Consider the following 17459-nt stretch of genomic DNA (forward strand, 5'->3'; position numbering starts at 1 on the left):
CGGCTGGGTAGGTTCGGGGCCATGAGCTCCGACCGTCCCGGCCTGCCCGACCTCACCGGCCGCACCTACGTCGTCACCGGCGCCAACTCCGGCCTCGGCCTGGAGACCGCCCGGAAGCTGGCGGCCGCCGGCGGCCACGTCGTGCTCGCGGTCCGGGACACCGGCAAGGGGGAGGCCGCCGCTGCGGAGCTCGACGGCTCGACCGAGGTGGCCGAGCTCGACCTGGCCGACCTGTCCTCGGTGCGGGCCTTCGCCGCGTCCTGGGGCGAGCGGGAGATCACCACGCTGGTCAACAACGCCGGCATCATGATGGTCGCGCAGGGGCGCACCGTCGACGGCTTCGAGCGCCAGCTCGGCACCAACCACCTCGGCCACTTCGCCCTCACCAACCTGCTGCTGCCGCAGGTCAGCGACCGCGTGGTCACGGTGTCCTCGGGCCTGCACAACGGCCCGCAGCTCGACTTCGACGACCTCGACCTCGAGCGCTCGTACAAGCCCACCCGCGCCTACCAGCAGTCCAAGCTGGCCAACCTGCTGTTCACCGCCGAGCTGCAGCGTCGGCTCAGCGAGGCGGGCAGCACGGTCGTCGCCCACGCCTGCCACCCCGGCTACAGCGCCACCAACCTGCAGAGCCACCACGCCAACCCGCTGATGAACAAGCTGATGTGGCTGGGCAACAAGGTCGTCGCCACCAGCGCGGAGTTCGGCGCCCGCCCGACCGTGCACGCGGTCACCGCCGACCTGCCGCCGAACTCCTACATCGGCCCCTCCGGCTTCCAGGGCCTGCGCGGCGCGCCGGGCCCCAACCCGCGCTCGGCGCAGGCGCGCGACGTCGACGCCGCTGGCCGGTTGTGGGAGGTCTCCGAGGAGCGCACGGGCACCGCGTTCCCCCTGTGACGGGGGCCATCTCACACCCACCGGGGTCGCGAGTGTCGGTGCGGCCTGCGCACAATAGGGGCCGATCGACCAGGGGGCAGAGATGACGATGAAGCGCGTCGCGCAGGCGGTGACCGCCACGGTCCTGGCGTTCCTGCTCGTGCTGCTGACCACCGGCGCGAGCGGGGAGCACCCCGCCGAGCAGGTTCGTGGCAACCTCGACGGCCAGCGGGTCCGGGTCAACCTCCCGCCGACCACCGAGCCCAAGGGCGTGGCGATCTTCTTCCACGGCCAGGGCTCCAACTACAACCACAAGATGGACGGCACCTGGCTCGACGCGCTGCGTCGCGACGGCTGGGTGGTGGCCTCCTCGATGTTCCACCGGGAGAACTGGGGCAACCCGATCTCCACCGAGGACACCATGAAGCTGTGGGACTGGGCCGAGCAGCAGGGCGGTGGCGAGGTCAAGCTCTACATCGGCGCCTCCATGGGCGGCACCACCTCGCTCAACGCGCTGGTGCACGGCGAGCGCAAGCCTGCCTGCTGGTACGGCGTCAAGCCGGCCGTGGACATGTCGACCATGGGCAACGTCCCCGGCGCCCGGCGCTTCATCTCCCAGGCCTACGACGGCCAGCCCTACCCGCGCGACCGCAACCCGGTCGACACCGCCTACAAGCTGGCGCAGACCGGCGCGACCTTCCGCTTCGTCGCCTCCCCGCGCGACCCGTTCGTGCCCTACGAGCTCAACAGCGGCGAGATCGTCTCCCGGCTCAACCGGTTCGGTGCCGACGTCTCGTTGCGCACCGTCCAGGGCCCCCACGACGACCCCTCGCACTACAGCGCCCACGACTTGGTGGCCTTCGCCAACGAGTGCGCCGGCACCGAGAGCTCCTGACGCCGAGACGTCACTCGCGCCCGGCCGGGAGGTCACCCGCGCACGGCCGGACGCGTGAGGTTCATCGGGGCGCCGCTGGACCTGACGCGCCGCCGATGCACCTGCATCGGGGCTCCGTGAGCTTCATCGGGGCGCCGCTGAACCTGACGCGCCGCCGACACGCCTCACAGACCGCACGCCCCGACGCCCGCCGGGCGTCAGTCCCGCAGCAGGCCCGGCCCGAAGAGGAACCGGTCGACGCGGATGCGCAGCGCCACGCGGGCGGGGTTCTCGGCGGGCTGGCGGTAGCGCGCGGCGTACCGCTCGACCGCCCGGGCCACGTCGGCGGGGTCGGAGGTCGCGACCGCGGTGCCCTCGAGCGTGGACCACCGCCCGCCGTCGACCTGGCAGGCCGCCACCGGGCCGGGCGTGCGCAGGTGGGCGGCCTTGCGCGACCCGCCGCGGGTGATCACCCAGGCGCACTCGCGCTCGGGGTCGAGCGCGACGCCCACCGGCACGACGTGTGGGGAGCCGTCGGCGCGGAGCGTGGTGAGCGTGCACAGGTGCCGCTCGGTCCACATCGCCAGCAGCGGAGCGGGCAGGGCGTCCCAGCCGGGCTCGAAGGACGGCACGACAGCCTCCAGGTCAGTCAGGTCAGTGAGGTCAGGGTCGGGTCAGATCCACCGGCTGAACCAGATGCGGTCCAGCCAGGCGGAGTGGGTCAGCAGCTCGTGGGTGAGGATCGGCCAGAACCACGCGAAGTTCAGCAGCACCAGCACGAGGAACGATCCGGCCAGCACCACCCCGACCGTACGCCGGGTGGTGGGCTCGCGGCCCGGGCCGATCAGCCGCCCGATCGCCAGCGTCAGCGCCAGCACCACGAACGGCAGGATCAGCACGGCGTAGAACAAGAAGATCGGCCGGTCGTCGTAGAGCAGCCACGGCAGCCAGGTGGAGGCGGCCCCCGCGACGACGACGCCGTAGCGCCAGTCGCGGGCCCCGACCCACATCAGCACCGCGAAGGCGAGCGCCACGATGCCGGCCCACCAGATCATCGGCGTCCCGATCAGGAGCACCTGGCGCAGGCAGTCGCTGCCGGCCGGCGCCGTGCAGCCACGCGTCCCGGGCTCGATGCCGGTGTCGGCGGCCACGCCGACGGGCCGGTTGAGCAGCAGCCAGCCCGAGGGCTGGGACTGGTAGGTGTGCGTGGAGCAGTTCAGGAAGTGGGTGTGGAAGGTGTAGACGTCGCGGTGGTAGTACCACAGCGAGCGCAGCGACTGGGTCACCTCGCCCAGCCCGCTCGCGTCCGGCTCGGTCGCGGTGGGCCACCGGGCGTCCCGGTCGGGGGCGTCGTCGACGAAGGACTCGCCGTCGCAGTGCCCCGAGCCGCTGAACTGGGTGTACTGCGTGCTGGAGAGGTGCTGCTCGTACTCCTCGGCGTGCACCAACCAGCCCGTCCAGGTCAGCAGGTACGTCGCCGCGGCCACCACCACCAGGTGCACGAACGCCGTCGGGGCGTCGGCGACCAGCGAGCGCAGCCAGGCCCGGCGTACGCCGAAGGACCGGCGTGCTCCCGCGCTCCACGCCCAGGCCAGCAGCCCGAAGGCGGCCAGCGGGTAGAGCGCGGTCCACTTCGTGCCGATGGCCAGGCCGAAGCTGATGCCGCCCAGCAGCAGCCAGGGGCGCACCAGCAGCCCGCGCACCGGCCCCCACGAGGACGCCGGGGGCGGCGAGGGGAGCAGACGCGCCAGCCGGCGGCGGTACCAGTCGCGGTCGTTGACGACGCAGGCCACGCCGCACAGCAGGAAGAACGCCACGAAGATGTCGAGCAGCGCCAGCCGGGAGAGCACGAAGTGCAACCCGTCGAGCATCAGCAGCAGGCCGGCGACCAGGCCGAGCATCGTCGAGCCGGTGAGTCGGCGCGCCAGGCGGACCATCACCACGACCATCAGCGACCCGACCACGGCCGAGGCGACCCGCCAGCCGAAGGGGTCGAGGCCGAAGAGCGTCTCCCCGAGACCGATGAGGTACTTGCCCACCTCGGGGTGGACGATCATCGACGGACCCTCGGTCCACAGGTCCGTGGTCGTGCCCGACAGGATCTGGTCGTTGGCGTCGTCGACGTAGCCGCGCACGAAGCCGTTCTGCAGCAGCGCCCAGGCGTCCTTGGCGTAGTAGGTCTCGTCGAACTGGAACTCCCGCGGAGTCCCCAGCCGCCACAGTCGCAGGAACAGCGCGAGCAGGCCGAGCGCGAGCGCCGCGCTCCACCCGATGAAGGGGTCCTCCTGCGGCAGCCGGCCCCTCGCGCGCGCCCAGGCGCTGGGCACCCGGCGCCCGTCGGCGGTGGAGGAGAGGCCGACGCTCGCCTCCTGCTGCTCCTCGCGCTGGAGCGCCTCGCTCGTCACGGCCGCCACCCTACGGGGGCACCCGGGGCGGGTGACGGAGGATGGAAGGATGCCCGGCGTGAACCGACCTGGAGGCGAGCCCGGGGCCAGCGGTGGCCGCAGCGAGGGCGTGCTGGTGCTGGCCGCGACGCCCATCGGCCGGCCCGAGGACGCCCCGCCCCGGTTGGCCACCGAGCTCGCCGGTGCCGACGTCGTCGCGGCCGAGGACACCCGTCGGCTCAAGCGGCTCACGACCGACCTGGGGGTCCAGGTCGGCGGCCGGGTCGTGTCCTACTTCGAGGGCAACGAGTCCGCGCGCACCCCGGTGCTGCTCGAGGCGCTGCTGGCCGGCGAGCGCGTCCTGCTCGTGACCGACGCGGGGATGCCGAGCGTCAGCGACCCCGGCTACCGGCTGGTGGTCGCGGCGGTCGAGGCCGACGTGCACGTCACCGCGGTCCCCGGGCCCAGCGCCGTGCTCACCGCGCTCGCGGTCAGCGGGCTGCCGGTCGACCGGTTCTGCTTCGAGGGCTTCCTGCCCCGCAAGGCCGGCGAGCGCGCCCGCCGGCTGGCCGGGCTGGCGACCGAGGAGCGCACGATGGTCTTCTTCGAGGCCCCGCACCGCACCGAGGCCGCGCTGGCCGCGCTGGCCGAGGCCTTCGGGCCCGACCGCCCGGCCGCGGTCTGCCGCGAGCTCACCAAGACCCACGAGGAGGTACGCCGCGGCCCGCTGGCCGAGCTGGTCTCGTGGGCGGCCGACGGGGTCCGCGGCGAGGTGACGCTGGTGGTGTCGGGGGCGACCCCCGGGGCAGCGGTGGGGGACACCCCCGCCGAGCTGCGCGCCGCCGTCGCCGACCACGAGGCGGCCGGGTCGACCCGCAAGGAGGCGATCCTCGAGGTCGCCCGGCTCGCCGGCGTACCCAAGCGAGTCGTGTACGACGCCGTCCACAAGCCCCAGGAGGACCGATGACCGACCGCCTCACCGAGGTCACCCGCGACGAGCTGACCCTCGACCTGCTCGACGAGGGCCCCCTCGACGGCGCCCCCGTCGTGCTGCTGCACGGCTTCCCCGAGCGGGCCACGTCGTGGCGGCTGGTCGCCCCGCTGCTGCACGCGCAGGGGCTGCGCACGCTCGCCGTCGACCAGCGGGGCCACTCGCCCCGGGCCCGGCCCCGTGGCCGGCGCGCCTACGCCGTGCAGGAGTTCGCCCGCGACGCGCTGGCCGTGGTGGACGCGGTCGGTGGGCGCGCCCACCTGGTCGGCCACGACTGGGGCGCGGCGACCGCCTGGGTCGCGGCCACCCTGGAGCCGCAGAAGGTGGCCACCCTGACGGCGCTCTCGGTGCCCCAGCCGGAGGCCTTCATGCGCTCCTGGTTCACCTCCCGCCAGGGCCTGAAGTCGTGGTACATGGCCGCCTTCAACATCCCTCGGCTGCCCGAGCGGCTCGCCCGTGACGAGGGCGGCGCCATGGAGCGGCTGCTCGGCGGTGGCTTCGGGATGACGCCCGAGGAGGTCGCCCGCTTCCGCCGCGAGGTGGTCGAGGACGGTGCCCTGCCCGGCGGGCTCGGGTGGTACCGCGGCATCCCCTTCATGGACCGCAGCCTGCTCGGCCGCCGGGTCACCGTCCCCACGACGCTGGTGTGGAGCGACCGGGACGCCGCCATCACCCGCGCCGCCGTGGACGCCACGCCCCGCTACGTCGACGCCCCCTACGAGCTGGTCGTCCTGCAGGGCGTCTCCCACTGGATCCCCACCCAGGCGCCGGAGGCGGCGGCCGAGGCGATCATCGAGCGGGTGCTCGGCTCGTGAGCGGGGCGGACAGCGGCCCCACCCGCAGCCGGGCGGCCACCGAGGAGCGCTCCGGCGCGCGGCGCGACCGCGAGCGCCCACCCGCGCCCGAGCCGCTGCCGCACCCCGTGGTCGACAACCACTGCCACCTCGACATCGCCGACTCCGAGGGGGAGTGGTTCAGCACCGAGCAGGCGCTGGCGGCCTCCGCCGCCGTCGGGGTGCCGCGCATCGTGCAGATCGGCTGCGACCTCCCCGGCGCGCGCTGGGCGGTCGAGGCGGCGGCCACCCACGACCTGCTCGTCGCCGGGGTCGCGCTGCACCCCAACGAGGCGCCCCGGCTGGCGGCCGCGGGGCAGCTCGAGGCGGCGTACGCCGAGATCGAGGCGCTGGCCGGGGCGCACGCAGGCGTCCGCGCGGTCGGCGAGACCGGGCTCGACCACTTCCGCACCGGCGACGAGGGCCGCGCCGCGCAGGAGGAGTCCTTCCGTTGGCACATCGACCTGGCCAAGCGCCTGGACAAGACCTTGGTCATCCACGACCGCGACGCCCACGAGGACGTGCTGCGGGTGCTGGACTCCGAAGGGGCGCCCGAGCGCTGGGTGATGCACTGCTTCTCCGGCGACGCGCTGTTCGCGCGGGCCTGCCTGGACCGGGGTGCGCACCTGTCCTTCGCGGGCACCGTCACCTTCAAGAACGCCGACCCGCTGCGTGAGGCGCTGGCCATGACTCCGCAGGACCGGATCCTGGTCGAGACCGACGCGCCGTACCTCACGCCCACGCCGTACCGCGGCCGCCCCAACGCCTCCTACCTCGTGCCGCTCACCGTCCGTGCGATGGCGCAGGTGCGCGGTGCGGACCTCGGTGAGCTGTGCGCGGCCATCGACGTCAACACCGACACGGCCTTCGGTGGCCGCTGGTGACCCGCTGAGCCGGCTCCGGGTCGCCACACCCGTCACAAACCGCAGGTCAGGAGCATGAGAGGGCTGTTCAGGAACCGTGCCGAGGTGGTCTGGAACTGGACGAGAGCCTCGACACGTTTGCCCCCGTTGACTTGGCGCGCCCGGTGGATCCTTGTTTTGCTGGGGGCTCGACAGCCGGGATCGAGAGGTTCCGTCGGCGCTCCCAGCCGGCCCACCAGGCCGACTGACATCCCCCGCGCCCGCCGTCTGGTGGCCACCGCCCCCGGTCTGCGACGCGGGTGCGCGCCGGCACTCGAGGACCGGACAGCACGACGTTCGGAGAAGTGTGCGCAGCACCATCACCACCCTCGCCCGCAGCCGCGCGGTCATGGTCGGACTCATCGCCACGGTGGTCCTGGCCGTCGCCGGCACCACCTTGGGGTACGCCGCCCTGGCCGGGACCGTGTCCCTGACCGTCGACGGCGAGACCCGCGAGGTCAGCGCCTCCGGTGACACCGTCGCCGACGTGCTGGCCGAGGAGGGCATCGAGCTGGGTGAGCGCGACCTCGTCGCGCCCCAGCCCGACGAGGCGGTCGAGGACGGCAGCGCCATCACCGTCCAGTACGCCAAGGAGCTGACCCTCGAGGTCGACGGCGAGGAGCAGACCCACTGGGTCTACGCCACCGACATCGACTCCGCGCTCGCCGAGATCGGCCGCGGCTTCCGCGACGCCGACCTCTCGCTCTCCCGCGGCGGCGACCTCGACCGCTCCGGCGCGACGCTGGAGGTCATCACCCCGAAGAAGCTGACCCTGGTCATCGCCGGCGGCAAGGCCAAGAAGCGCACGCTCACCGTCGCCACCGTGGCCGACGCCCTGGAGGCCGTCGGGGTGACGATCCACGAGCGCGACGAGATCAACCTGCGCGCCGGCAAGCGCCTCAAGGGCGGCGAGAAGATCGTCTTCACCGACGTCCGGGTCGAGAAGAAGAAGGTCGACGGCGAGTCGATCGCCTTCGACACGATCGAGCGCAAGGACTCCTCGATGCCCGCCGGTCAGAGCGAGGTCGTCCAGGAGGGCCGTCCCGGCCTGCGTGACGTCGTCTACAAGGTCTTCATCCGCAACGGTGAGGTCTCGGTGCGCAAGGTCCACAAGGCCGAGGTGCTTCGCGAGCCCGTCGACCGCATCGTGAAGGTCGGCACCCAGGTCGCCGCCCCCAACTTCGCCGGCGGCAGCACCGTCTGGGACCGCCTCGCCCAGTGCGAGTCCGGCGGCAACTGGGCCATCAACACCGGCAACGGCTACTACGGCGGCCTGCAGTTCAACCTGCAGACCTGGCGCGCCTACGGCGGCCCGGGCTACCCGCACACCGCCTCGCGCACCACCCAGATCGCCATCGCGACCAAGCTGCGCAACGCCCGCGGCGGGTACGGCGCGTGGCCGGGCTGCGCCGCCAAGCTGGGCCTGCCCCGCTGACGAGACCCGGCCGGTCGAGCAGCGAGCGCCAGCGAGCGCGCGTCGAGACCCCTCGTCGCGGTCTCGACGCCCGCTCGTCGCTTGCGCTCCTCGCTGCTCGACCGGCGAGGGGCACCAGATAGCGTGACGCTCATGTCAGACACCTCCGCCGGTCCGAGGCTGCTCGGGCCGGCGGAGGTGCGTCAGCTCGCCGCCGAGCTCGACCTGCGCCCCACCAAGCAGCGCGGGCAGAACTTCGTCATCGACCCCAACACGGTGCGCCGCATCGTGCGGGAGTCCGGGGTGGGGCCCGACGACGTCGTCGTCGAGGTGGGCCCGGGGCTGGGGTCGCTGACCCTGGCGCTGCTCGAGGTGGTCGACCGCGTGGTGGCCGTCGAGCTCGACGAGCTGCTGGCCGCCCGGCTGCCGCGCACCCTCGCCGAGCACGCGCCGGCCGCGGCCGAGCGCTGCGAGGTCGTCCTCAGCGACGCCCTGCGGGTCACCGAGCTGCCCGGCCCGCCGCCCACGGCGCTGGTCGCCAACCTGCCCTACAACGTCTCGGTGCCGGTGCTGCTGCACCTGCTGGCCCTGCTGCCCTCGCTGGAGCGCGGGCTGGTCATGGTCCAGGCCGAGGTGGCCGACCGGCTCGCCGCCCGGCCCGGCTCGAAGGTCTACGGGGTGCCCTCGGTCAAGGCCGCGTGGTACGCCGACGTCCGCCGCGCGGGGGCGATCGGCCGCAACGTCTTCTGGCCGGCCCCCAACGTCGACTCCGGCCTGGTGGCCTGGACCCGCCGCGAGCCGCCGAGCACGACCGTGCCCCGTGAGCGCGTCTTCGAGGTCGTCGACGCGGCGTTCGCCCAGCGCCGCAAGGCCCTGCGCGGGGTGCTGCGCTCGGTGGCTCCCGCCGAGGCCGTGGACGCCGCCCTGGCCGCGGCCGGCGTGGACCCGCTGGCGCGCGGGGAGTCCCTCACCGTCGAGGACTTCGTGCGGATCGCCGAGGCCCTGCCCCCGACGTCCGGCCAGCCCTCCCGCCAGTCGTCCGACCGGCCGTCCCGCCAGCAGTCGGGCCCCGTACCCGAGGAGCGCGCATGAGCCAGGCGATGACCCACGACCCGCGCCGGGTGACGGTGCGGGCGCCGGCCAAGATCAACCTCCACCTCGAGGTGGGGGCGCCCCGCGAGGACGGCTTCCACCCGCTGGCGACGGTCTACCAGGCCGTCGGGCTCTACGACGACGTGACGGTCTCGACCTGGCACGAGTGGAGCGTCCAGGTGCGCTACGAGGGGCTGCTCGCCGACCCCGACGTCTCCGGGGCGTCCGCCGACCCCGGTCGGGTGGTGCCGCTGGACGCCGAGAACGTCGCGGTCCGGGCCGGCCGGGCCCTGGTCGACCACCACGGGGTCGACCTGGCAGCCGCGATCACGATCCACAAGTCGATCCCGGTCGCCGGCGGGATGGCCGGGGGGTCCGCCGACGCGGCGGCCACCTTGGTGGCGCTCGACCGGCTGTGGGAGCTCGAGACCAGCGACGAGGACCTGTTGGCGATCGCGGCGACGCTGGGCTCCGACGTACCCTTCGCGCTGCTGGGCGGCACCGCCGGCGGGACCGGTCGTGGCGAGGTCGTCGAGCCGCTGCCCGACACCGGGTCGTGGTGGTGGGTGGTCGTCGGCAGCGACACCGGTCTGTCGACCCCGCTGGTCTACCGCACCTTCGACGAGCTGAACGACCTCGCCGACCTCGACGAGCCGTCGCTGCCGCCGGACCTGTTGATGAGCCTGGCCGAGGGCAGCCTGATCGCCCTCCCGGCCCAGCTGCAGAACGACTTGCAGGAGGCGGCGCTGTCGTTGCGCCCCGACCTCGTGGAGACCTTCGACGACGGCTACGAGGCGGGCGCCCTGGAGTGCCTGCTCTCGGGCTCGGGGCCCACGGTGCTGCTGCTGTGCAGCGACGCCGACCACGCACGGGAGGTCACCGCGGCCATGCACGCCGCCGGGCACCCGCGCACCGTCGCCGTCCCCGCGCCCGTGTCGGGCGTGCACGTGGTCTCCTACGACGGCGGGCCGGTGGGCTGACCCCGTGTCGAACCTGCTGAACCTCGAGCTGGTCTCGAAGTCCTACGGAGTGCGCCCGCTGCTCTCGGAGGTCTCCCTCGGTGTCGGTGAGGGCGACCGGATCGGGATCGTCGGGCGCAACGGCGACGGCAAGACGACGCTGCTGGAGGTCATGACCGGCCTCGAGGAGCCCGACACCGGGCGGGTCTCGCGTCGCCGCGGGCTGCTGGTCGGCTACCTCCACCAGGGCGACGAGCTCGTCGACTCCCACAGCGTCCGCGAGGCGGTGCTCGGTGGGATGGCCGACCACGAGTGGGCGGCGCAGAGCCGCACCCGCGAGGTCGTCGAGGAGCTGCTCGCCGGCATCCCCCTGGACCGGGCGGTCGTCGGCCTCTCGGGCGGGGAGCGGCGCCGCTGCTCGCTGGCCGCGCTGCTGCTCGGCGACCACGACCTGATGGTCCTCGACGAGCCCACCAACCACCTCGACGTCGAGGCCGTGGCGTGGCTGGCCGACCACCTGCGCACCCGCGACCAGGCGCTCGTCGTCGTGACCCACGACCGGTGGTTCCTCGACGAGGTGTGCCAGTGGACCTGGGAGGTCCACGACGGCCAGGTCGACGTCTACGAGGGCGGGTACGCCGCGTTCATGCTCGCCAAGGCCGAGCGCCAGCGGCAGGCGTCGGCCTCGGAGATCCGGCGGCAGAACCTCGTGCGCAAGGAGCTGGCCTGGCTGCGGCGCGGCCCGCCGGCGCGCACCTCGAAGCCGAAGTTCCGCATCGACGCCGCCAACGCCCTCATCGCCGACGTCCCGCCACCGCGCGACCGGCTCGAGCTGGAGCGCTTCGCCACCCAACGGCTGGGCAAGGACGTCATCGACCTCGAGGACGTCGACCTCGTGCGGGGGGAGCGACGGCTGCTCTCGCACGCCACCTGGCGGCTCGGACCCGGTGACCGGGTCGGGATCGTGGGTGTGAACGGCGCCGGCAAGACCTCCGTGCTCAACCTCGTCTCCGGAGCCGTCCTGCCGCACGCCGGACGGGTGAAGCAGGGCCGTACGGTCCGCCTGGCGCACCTGACCCAGGCCATCGACGAGGTCGACCCCGAGGCCCGGGTGCTGGCCACGGTCGAGCAGATCCGTCGGGTCTCCAAGACCCTCGACGGCAAGGAGCTGACGGCGACGTCGCTGCTGGAGCGCTTCGGCTTCACCGGCGACCGCCTCACCGCCCGCCTCGGCGACCTCTCCGGCGGCGAGCGGCGCCGCTTCCAGCTGCTCAAGCTGCTGCTCGACGAGCCCAACGTGCTGCTGCTCGACGAGCCGACCAACGACCTGGACATCGAGACCCTCAACGTCCTGGAGGACTTCCTCGACGGCTGGCCCGGCACGCTCGTCGTGGTCTCCCACGACCGCTACTTCCTCGAGCGGGTCACCGACTCCACCTGGGCGCTGCTGGGCGACGGGAAGATCTCGATGCTCCCCGGGGGCATCGAGGAGTACCTCCGACGTCGTGCGGCCCTCCTGGCCGAGGCCGAGCCGGCGCATCCTTCCGCCGGCTCGACGCCCGCCGAGCCGGCGCAAGGACACGCCGGCTCGGCACCTGCGGCGGCGCCGAAGGCGAAGGCCGGCTCCGCCGAGGAGCGGGCGGCGCGCAAGACCCTGGCCCGGCTCGACAAGCGCCTGGAGCGGATCGCCGAGCGCGAGGCCGAGCTCAACGCGCTGGTCCTGGAGCACGCCACCGACCACGAGCGGCTGGCCGGGATCTCCGCCGAGCTCGGGGAGCTCGCGGCGGAGAAGGACGAGGTCGAGATGGAGTGGCTCGAGGCCGCGGAGGGCCTGGAGTAGCCCTCGGCGCGGCGATAGCCCGAACGGGCCATGGCGCCGTCCTGCTGGCCAGACCTGCCCACCCGTCCCCCTCAGGGGTCAGGTGAGAGAGGTCCCTGCCGATCGGAGAGGGGCAGACGGACACGGAGGTCCGTCCCGGCCGAGGAGGCGCGATGCAGGAGCTCATGGGTACGAGGGACGTGCTGGTCCTCAGCGGAGGTGCCTCCCGGGGCGCGGTCCAGGTCGGGATGATGAGGGCCCTGGTCGAGGCCGGCGTCCGCCCCGCGGCGTACGTCGGCACCTCGGTGGGTGCGCTGAACGCGGCGTTCCTCGCCGGCTCCGAGCCCGACGACCTGCCCGCGCGCGTCGAGGAGCTGGGGCGGCACTGGGCCGGCATCACCACCCGTGACGTCTTCCCGGGCAGCCACTGGACCCGGATCGGCCACGTGGTGCGGCACCCGGCCTCGCTGTACTCCTCCTCCGGCCTGCAGACCCTGGTGCGGACCTGGGCCCAGCACGAGCGCCTGGAGGACCTCCCCACGCCGCTGCGGGTGGTGACGACCCGGCTCGAGACCAGTGAGGCGGTCTACCACGACGCCGGCGACCTGCACACGCTGCTGATGGCCTCCACCGCGCTGCCGAGCATCTTCGACCCGATCCGGCTCACCGGGCCCGACGGTCCCGAGACCCACGTGGACGGCGGCATCGCCGACCTGGTGCCGGTGGCCGGCGCCCCCTCCCTGGCCCCGACCCGGGTGTTCGTCCTCGACGCGAGCGTGCCCGCCCGGCTGCGCCGGGTGCGCACCCCCATCGACGTGCTGCTGGCCAGCCTGGCGGTCTCGATGCGGGTCCGGCCGGGCGTGGACCTGCCCGGCGTCGAGGTGGTCCACCTGACCGCTCCCGACCTCGGCATCCGCATGCACGACTTCTCCCGCACCGCCGCGCACGTCGCCATGGGCCACGAGGCGGCCACCGCGGCGCTCTCGGCCCGCGCGGCGACCCCCGCGGCTGCCTGAGGGGGTCTCGGCGCCCGCTCGTCGCCGGCGCTCCTGGCGGGAGAGACCACCGGGGTGCCGCTCGACGGTGGGCGGGCTCAGTCGGAGAACGGCGCGAGCAGGGTGCGCAGCAGGTCGGCGAGCCGGGCGCGGTCGCGCTCGGGCAGGTCGGCCAGGAAGATCTGCTCGGCCTCCAGCAGCGCGTCGAAGGCGCTGTCGACGGCGCTCTTGCCCTCGGGCGTGAGCCGGACCAGGACGCCGCGTCGGTCGTCGGGATCGGGGTTGCGCTCGACGTAGCCGCGCGCCACCAGCCGGTCGACCCGGTTGGTCATCGTCCCGCTGGTCACGAGGGTCTCGCGCAGCAACCGCCCGGGCGAGAGCTCGTAGGGCGCCCCGGCCCGTCTCAGCGCGGCCAGGACGTCGAACTCCCACGACTCGATGCCCTGCGCGGCGAAGGCCGCCCGGCGGGCGAGGTCGAGGTGGCGGGAGAGCCGGCTGATCCGGCTGAAGACGGCGACGGGGCCCAGGTCGAGGTCGGTGCGTTCGCGCGCCCACGCCTCCACCAGCTCGTCCACCTCGTCCCGCATCGCGCCAGGATACATCGAGATTCTCGACGTCAAGAGATCCCGGGTTCGGTCGATGGTCCTAGGCTCGGCCCGTGCCCCCGCCGCAGACGCCCGCACCCGGAACCCTGAGCCTCGACCTGCCCCACGGCCTGCACGTGGAGGCGCTGACCTGGGGGCCCGACGACGGTCCGCTGGCGGTGCTGCTGCACGGCTTCCCCGACACCGCCCACACCTGGCGCCACCTCGGGCCCGCCCTGGCGCAGGACGGCTGGCGGGTGGTCGCGCCGTTCCTGCGCGGCTACGCCCCGAGCGGGCCGGCCCCCGACGGCAGCTACCACGTGGCAGCGCTGTGCCACGACGCGATCACGCTGCACACCGCCCTTGGCGGCGACGAGCGCGCGGTGCTCGTGGGGCACGACTGGGGCGCGATCACGGCCAACGGCGTAGGGGCGGCCGAGGCGTCGCCGTACGCCGCCGTCGTGAGCATGGCCGTGCCGCCGGTGCCGGCGCTGGTGCCCCGCGGCGTGGGGGACGCCGGGCTGGCCGTGCAGCAGCTGCTGATGAGCTGGTACACCCTGTTCCACCAGCTGCCGGCGCTGCCGGAGCGGGTCTTCACCCGGCACGTCACGCGGCTGTGGCACCACTGGTCCCCGGGCTACGACCCGGGGGAGGACCTCGCGCTCCTCGCCGCGGCGCTGCCGGACCGGGCGCACCGACGTGCCGCGATCGACTACTACCGCGCCGCCCCGCGGCAGGGGCGCGTGCCCTACACCTACGCCCACCTCGCCGACGCGTGGCTGGGCATGCCGAGCGTGCCGATGCTGCACCTGCACGGCGCGCGCGACGGGTGCCTGAGCTCCCGCTTCGCCACCCGGCTGGCCGAGCTCGCGCCGCCCACGTGCCGGGTCGAGGTGGTCCCGAGCGCCGGGCACTTCCTCCAGCTCGAGCGTCCCAACCGGGTCGGTGCGCTGGTCAGGGAGTTCCTCGCCGAGGTCTCTTGACATCAAGACATCGTCGGCGCACCCTGGAAGTATCTTGACGTCAAGATACTTGGAGGCGCCGTGCACGTCTGGGACCCCACCCACTACCTCTCGTACGCCGACGAGCGCACGCGACCGTTCGTCGAGCTGCTCGCCCGGGTGCCCGACCCCACCGGTCGGCCGGTGGCGAGCGTCGTCGACCTCGGCTGCGGTCCGGGCCACCTGACCGCCCTGCTCGCCCGGCGCTGGCCCGAGGCCCGTCTGCACGGGGTCGACGCGAGCGCGGAGATGATCGCCGCCGCGCGCGACCGGGTCGGTGAGCCGGGGGAGGGGGCGACCTACGAGGTCGCCGACCTCCGCGACTGGCTGGCCGCGCCGCCGGCCGGGGAGGAGGCGGACGTCCTGGTCAGCAACGCCACGCTCCAGTGGCTCCCCGACCCGCTGTCGCTGCTGCCCCGGATGGTCGCGCGGGTGGCCCCGGGCGGGACGCTGGCGATCGGCGTCCCGGCGAACTTCGACGAGCCCAGCCACGTGCTGCGCCGCGAGCTGGCCGCCGAGGAGCCGTTCGCCGCCCACACCCGCGAGGTCGCCTCCCCGTGGTCGCCGGGTGCGGCGGACTACCTGGAGGCGCTGACCGGCCTGGGCTGCGAGGTCGACGCCTGGGAGACCACCTACCTGCACGTGCTGGAGGGTCCCGACGCGGTCTTCGAGTGGATCTCCGGCACCGGCGCTCGCCCGACGCTGCAGGCCCTGCCGGCCGGGCTGCGCGAGGAGTTCGCCGACGAGCTGCGCAGGCGGTTGCGGGCGGCGTACCCACCCCGCGGGGGGCGGGTGGTCCTGCCCTTCCGCCGCGCCTTCGTCGTCGCCCGGGTGCCGGCGTGATGCGCCTGCACCACGTCCAGCTCTCCTGCCCGGAGGGCGGCGAGGACGCGGCGCGGAGGTTCTGGGTCGAGGGGCTCGGCCTGGCCGAGGTCGCCAAGCCGAGCGCCCTGGTGGGGCGCGGTGGGGCGTGGTTCCGCGGGGAGGCGGTCGAGGTGCACGTGGGGGTCGAGGAGCCGTTCGTGCCGGCCCGCCGGGCGCACCCCGCGCTCGCCCTCGACGACCCCGAGGCGCTGCGTCGCGCGGCCGGCCGGCTGCAGGCGCTGGGCTTCGAGGTGGACTGGACCGAGCGGACCACCTTCCCCGGCCACGAGCGCTGCCACGCCCGGGACGGGCACGGGAACCGGGTCGAGCTGCTGGCGCCGACCGTGGGGCCGTAACCCCCTGGGGTGTTGGCCGTTCTACCGGTGTCGACCTGCCACGGCGCGACCGCGTCGATGGCCACACTCGGAGGCCCGGCGGGTCGACACGCCTGACCCCCACGGCGACCCACGAGGTCGTCAGGACCCACGGACAGATCGGCCTCCGAGCATGGACCACGCCCGCGACCTCGCCCCCGTCGTCAACCGCATCAAGCGCGCCCAGGGCCAGCTGGCCGGCGTGCTGCGGATGATCGAGGAGGGCCGCGAGCTCGACGACGTGCTCAACCAGCTCAAGGCCGTCTCCAAGGCGCTGGACCGTGCCGGGTTCGCGCTGGTCACCCAGGACCTGCGCCAGGCGCTGGTCAGCGGGGGCGCGGTCAGCGAGGCCGACCTCGACGCCTACGAGAAGCACTTCCTCTCCCTGTCCTGAGCGGCGCTCCGGCGTACGCCGGCGGCCGGGTCGTGAGGCCCGAGACACCCTGGCGCACATGGTTACCCGCCGGTAGCATCCTGGTCATGAGCCAGGTCCTCTCCCTGTGGCGCACCGCCAGCACCCTCCCCGTGGTCGGCGGCAGCGTCGGCACCCGTGTCTTCAGCGTCGTCTTCGGCCAGAAGGCCCCCTACTTCGCCTCGATCCGCCCGCGGTTCACCGTGCTCGAGCCGAACCACGCCGAGCTGGTCATCCCCAAGCGCCGCGCGGTCCAGAACCACATCGGCACCGTCCACGCCATCGCGCTGTGCAACGGCCTCGAGGCCGCCATGGGCGCGCTGGCCGAGGCCACCATCCCCGCGGACCGGCGCTGGATCCCCAAGGGCATGGACGTCAGCTACACCGCCAAGGCCACCAGCGACATCACCTGCGTCGCCGAGACCGACCCCGAGCAGTGGACCGCCGACCTCGGCGCCGGCTACGACCTCGCCGTGCGCGTGAAGGGCGTGCGCGACGACGGCACCACCGTCATCGAGGGCAGCATCAACCTCTGGATCAGCCCCAAGAAGGGCTAGCCCGACTTCTTGGCGCAGCCGGTGCCGATGCGGGTCCGCGCCGTGCCGGTGGCACCGTTGCGAAACTCCACCGTCGCGATCACCGGCCGGCACCCACCGTAGACACCGATCTCGACGGGGAAGTGCCACAGCTCGTCACTGCCGTCGTCGGAGGTGAAGACGTGGTACTCGCCGTAGCTCGCGCCGTTCGGGGGCGCGGCGAACTCGACCCGCACGGCCTGCGGTGAGGTCCCGAACGTGTCGAGCTCGACGCAGTAGATGCCCGAGCCCGAGCCGCGCCCCGGCTCCCGGTCGACCTCGTGGGTGCGGAGGAACCCTCCACGGGGCGGGTCCAGGGGGACCTCCTCCACCGGACCGGACTCGGGGCAGAACACGTCGCGGACCCCCAGGTACGGCGTGGCCGGCTCGACCTCGGCCGGCTCCTCCGCCCCGGTCACCCGGGCGGTGACCGCCGCGGTCCCCGCGACCAGGACCAGCGCTGCCAGGCCAAGGGCGGCCGGGCTGCGCGAGGTCAGTCGATCCACGCCG

At 73.9% G+C, this 17459-nt stretch carries 19 protein-coding genes; 15 read left to right on the top strand and 4 right to left on the bottom strand.

Annotated elements, in window-relative coordinates; genetic code table 11:
• Nucleotides 1–21 precede the first annotated feature (21 nt).
• Both BKA05_RS02310 and BKA05_RS02315 read left to right on the top strand, forming a co-directional pair.
• On the top strand, nucleotides 22–897 hold the full coding sequence (locus BKA05_RS02310) for an oxidoreductase (protein ID WP_179529984.1): 876 nt from the start codon (nucleotides 22–24) through the stop codon (nucleotides 895–897).
• Between the two features lie 82 nt (nucleotides 898–979).
• Nucleotides 980–1771 carry an alpha/beta hydrolase family protein gene (locus BKA05_RS02315; RefSeq protein ID WP_179529985.1) on the top strand — a complete coding sequence of 264 codons (792 nt, stop codon included), beginning with the start codon at nucleotides 980–982 and terminating at the stop codon, nucleotides 1769–1771.
• Between the two features lie 197 nt (nucleotides 1772–1968).
• Here BKA05_RS02315 and BKA05_RS02320 read toward each other — a convergent pair whose 3' ends face one another.
• Together BKA05_RS02320 and BKA05_RS02325 are read right to left on the bottom strand one after the other, a co-directional pair.
• Nucleotides 1969–2382: a pyridoxamine 5'-phosphate oxidase family protein gene (locus tag BKA05_RS02320; protein ID WP_343045481.1), complete on the bottom strand. Its 414-nt coding sequence runs from the start codon at nucleotides 2380–2382 to the stop codon at nucleotides 1969–1971.
• Between the two features lie 42 nt (nucleotides 2383–2424).
• Nucleotides 2425–4155: a dolichyl-phosphate-mannose--protein mannosyltransferase gene (locus BKA05_RS02325; RefSeq protein ID WP_343045482.1), complete on the bottom strand. Its 1731-nt coding sequence runs from the start codon at nucleotides 4153–4155 to the stop codon at nucleotides 2425–2427.
• A 58-nt stretch (nucleotides 4156–4213) separates the two neighbouring features.
• On the opposite strand from BKA05_RS02325, the gene rsmI reads away from it, so the two are divergent.
• The 8 genes from rsmI (at nucleotide 4214) to BKA05_RS02365 (ending at nucleotide 13160) form a co-directional block, all read left to right on the top strand.
• Nucleotides 4214–5101: a 16S rRNA (cytidine(1402)-2'-O)-methyltransferase gene (gene rsmI / locus BKA05_RS02330; RefSeq protein WP_425489682.1), complete on the top strand. Its 888-nt coding sequence runs from the start codon at nucleotides 4214–4216 to the stop codon at nucleotides 5099–5101.
• The gene (locus tag BKA05_RS02335; RefSeq protein ID WP_179529988.1) at nucleotides 5098–5940 is read left to right on the top strand and encodes an alpha/beta fold hydrolase; all 843 of its coding nucleotides are present in this window, start codon (nucleotides 5098–5100) and stop codon (nucleotides 5938–5940) included. The genes rsmI and BKA05_RS02335 overlap by 4 nt, the downstream gene beginning before the upstream one ends.
• The gene (locus BKA05_RS02340; protein ID WP_179529989.1) at nucleotides 5937–6842 is read left to right on the top strand and encodes a TatD family hydrolase; all 906 of its coding nucleotides are present in this window, start codon (nucleotides 5937–5939) and stop codon (nucleotides 6840–6842) included. Before BKA05_RS02335 ends, BKA05_RS02340 begins: the two co-directional genes overlap by 4 nt.
• 325 nt (nucleotides 6843–7167) lie before the next feature.
• Nucleotides 7168–8295, top strand: a complete 1128-nt coding sequence (locus BKA05_RS02345; RefSeq protein ID WP_343045483.1) for a resuscitation-promoting factor — start codon at nucleotides 7168–7170, stop codon at nucleotides 8293–8295.
• 132 nt (nucleotides 8296–8427) lie between these two features.
• Nucleotides 8428–9366 carry a 16S rRNA (adenine(1518)-N(6)/adenine(1519)-N(6))-dimethyltransferase RsmA gene (gene rsmA / locus BKA05_RS02350; protein WP_179529990.1) on the top strand — a complete coding sequence of 313 codons (939 nt, stop codon included), beginning with the start codon at nucleotides 8428–8430 and terminating at the stop codon, nucleotides 9364–9366.
• The gene (locus tag BKA05_RS02355) at nucleotides 9363–10346 is read left to right on the top strand and encodes a 4-(cytidine 5'-diphospho)-2-C-methyl-D-erythritol kinase (protein ID WP_246289741.1); all 984 of its coding nucleotides are present in this window, start codon (nucleotides 9363–9365) and stop codon (nucleotides 10344–10346) included. The genes rsmA and BKA05_RS02355 overlap by 4 nt, the downstream gene beginning before the upstream one ends.
• Before the next feature lie 4 nt (nucleotides 10347–10350).
• Nucleotides 10351–12165, top strand: a complete 1815-nt coding sequence (locus tag BKA05_RS02360; protein ID WP_179529991.1) for an ATP-binding cassette domain-containing protein — start codon at nucleotides 10351–10353, stop codon at nucleotides 12163–12165.
• A gap of 152 nt (nucleotides 12166–12317) precedes the next feature.
• The gene (locus BKA05_RS02365; protein ID WP_179529992.1) at nucleotides 12318–13160 is read left to right on the top strand and encodes a patatin-like phospholipase family protein; all 843 of its coding nucleotides are present in this window, start codon (nucleotides 12318–12320) and stop codon (nucleotides 13158–13160) included.
• Between the two features lie 77 nt (nucleotides 13161–13237).
• Here BKA05_RS02365 and BKA05_RS02370 read toward each other — a convergent pair whose 3' ends face one another.
• Nucleotides 13238–13726: a MarR family winged helix-turn-helix transcriptional regulator gene (locus tag BKA05_RS02370; RefSeq protein ID WP_179529993.1), complete on the bottom strand. Its 489-nt coding sequence runs from the start codon at nucleotides 13724–13726 to the stop codon at nucleotides 13238–13240.
• A gap of 71 nt (nucleotides 13727–13797) precedes the next feature.
• On the opposite strand from BKA05_RS02370, the gene BKA05_RS02375 reads away from it, so the two are divergent.
• From BKA05_RS02375 to BKA05_RS02395, 5 genes are all read left to right on the top strand, one after another.
• A complete protein-coding gene (locus BKA05_RS02375) occupies nucleotides 13798–14706 on the top strand; it encodes an alpha/beta fold hydrolase (RefSeq protein ID WP_179529994.1) in 909 nt (302 codons plus the stop codon).
• 60 nt (nucleotides 14707–14766) lie between these two features.
• Nucleotides 14767–15567, top strand: coding sequence for a methyltransferase domain-containing protein (locus BKA05_RS02380; protein ID WP_179529995.1), 801 nt, complete (start codon nucleotides 14767–14769; stop codon nucleotides 15565–15567).
• A complete protein-coding gene (locus BKA05_RS02385) occupies nucleotides 15567–15944 on the top strand; it encodes a VOC family protein (protein WP_179532931.1) in 378 nt (125 codons plus the stop codon). The genes BKA05_RS02380 and BKA05_RS02385 overlap by 1 nt, the downstream gene beginning before the upstream one ends.
• Nucleotides 15945–16095: 151 nt before the next feature.
• A complete protein-coding gene (locus tag BKA05_RS02390; protein WP_179529996.1) occupies nucleotides 16096–16356 on the top strand; it encodes a metal-sensitive transcriptional regulator in 261 nt (86 codons plus the stop codon).
• An 86-nt stretch (nucleotides 16357–16442) separates the two neighbouring features.
• Nucleotides 16443–16931, top strand: a complete 489-nt coding sequence (locus BKA05_RS02395) for a hotdog fold domain-containing protein (protein ID WP_179529997.1) — start codon at nucleotides 16443–16445, stop codon at nucleotides 16929–16931.
• Here BKA05_RS02395 and BKA05_RS02400 read toward each other — a convergent pair.
• Entirely contained in the window at nucleotides 16928–17455 is a 528-nt protein-coding gene (locus tag BKA05_RS02400) for a hypothetical protein (protein ID WP_179529998.1), read from the bottom strand. The genes BKA05_RS02395 and BKA05_RS02400 overlap by 4 nt on opposite strands.
• Nucleotides 17456–17459 lie beyond the last annotated feature (4 nt).

The organism is Nocardioides marinus (assembly GCF_013408145.1).
Lineage (GTDB): Bacteria > Actinomycetota > Actinomycetes > Propionibacteriales > Nocardioidaceae > Nocardioides > Nocardioides marinus.

Coding starts and splice junctions, on each gene's coding strand:
- BKA05_RS02315 (WP_179529985.1), top strand. CDS start 980: ATGACGATGAAGCGCGTCGCGCAGGCGGTGACCGCCACGGTCCTGGCG.
- BKA05_RS02310 (WP_179529984.1), top strand. CDS start 22: ATGAGCTCCGACCGTCCCGGCCTGCCCGACCTCACCGGCCGCACCTAC.
- BKA05_RS02365 (WP_179529992.1), top strand. CDS start 12,318: ATGCAGGAGCTCATGGGTACGAGGGACGTGCTGGTCCTCAGCGGAGGT.
- BKA05_RS02370 (WP_179529993.1), bottom strand. CDS start 13,726: ATGCGGGACGAGGTGGACGAGCTGGTGGAGGCGTGGGCGCGCGAACGC.
- BKA05_RS02395 (WP_179529997.1), top strand. CDS start 16,443: ATGAGCCAGGTCCTCTCCCTGTGGCGCACCGCCAGCACCCTCCCCGTG.
- BKA05_RS02385 (WP_179532931.1), top strand. CDS start 15,567: ATGCGCCTGCACCACGTCCAGCTCTCCTGCCCGGAGGGCGGCGAGGAC.
- BKA05_RS02390 (WP_179529996.1), top strand. CDS start 16,096: ATGGACCACGCCCGCGACCTCGCCCCCGTCGTCAACCGCATCAAGCGC.
- rsmA (WP_179529990.1), top strand. CDS start 8,428: ATGTCAGACACCTCCGCCGGTCCGAGGCTGCTCGGGCCGGCGGAGGTG.
- BKA05_RS02355 (WP_246289741.1), top strand. CDS start 9,363: ATGAGCCAGGCGATGACCCACGACCCGCGCCGGGTGACGGTGCGGGCG.
- BKA05_RS02335 (WP_179529988.1), top strand. CDS start 5,098: ATGACCGACCGCCTCACCGAGGTCACCCGCGACGAGCTGACCCTCGAC.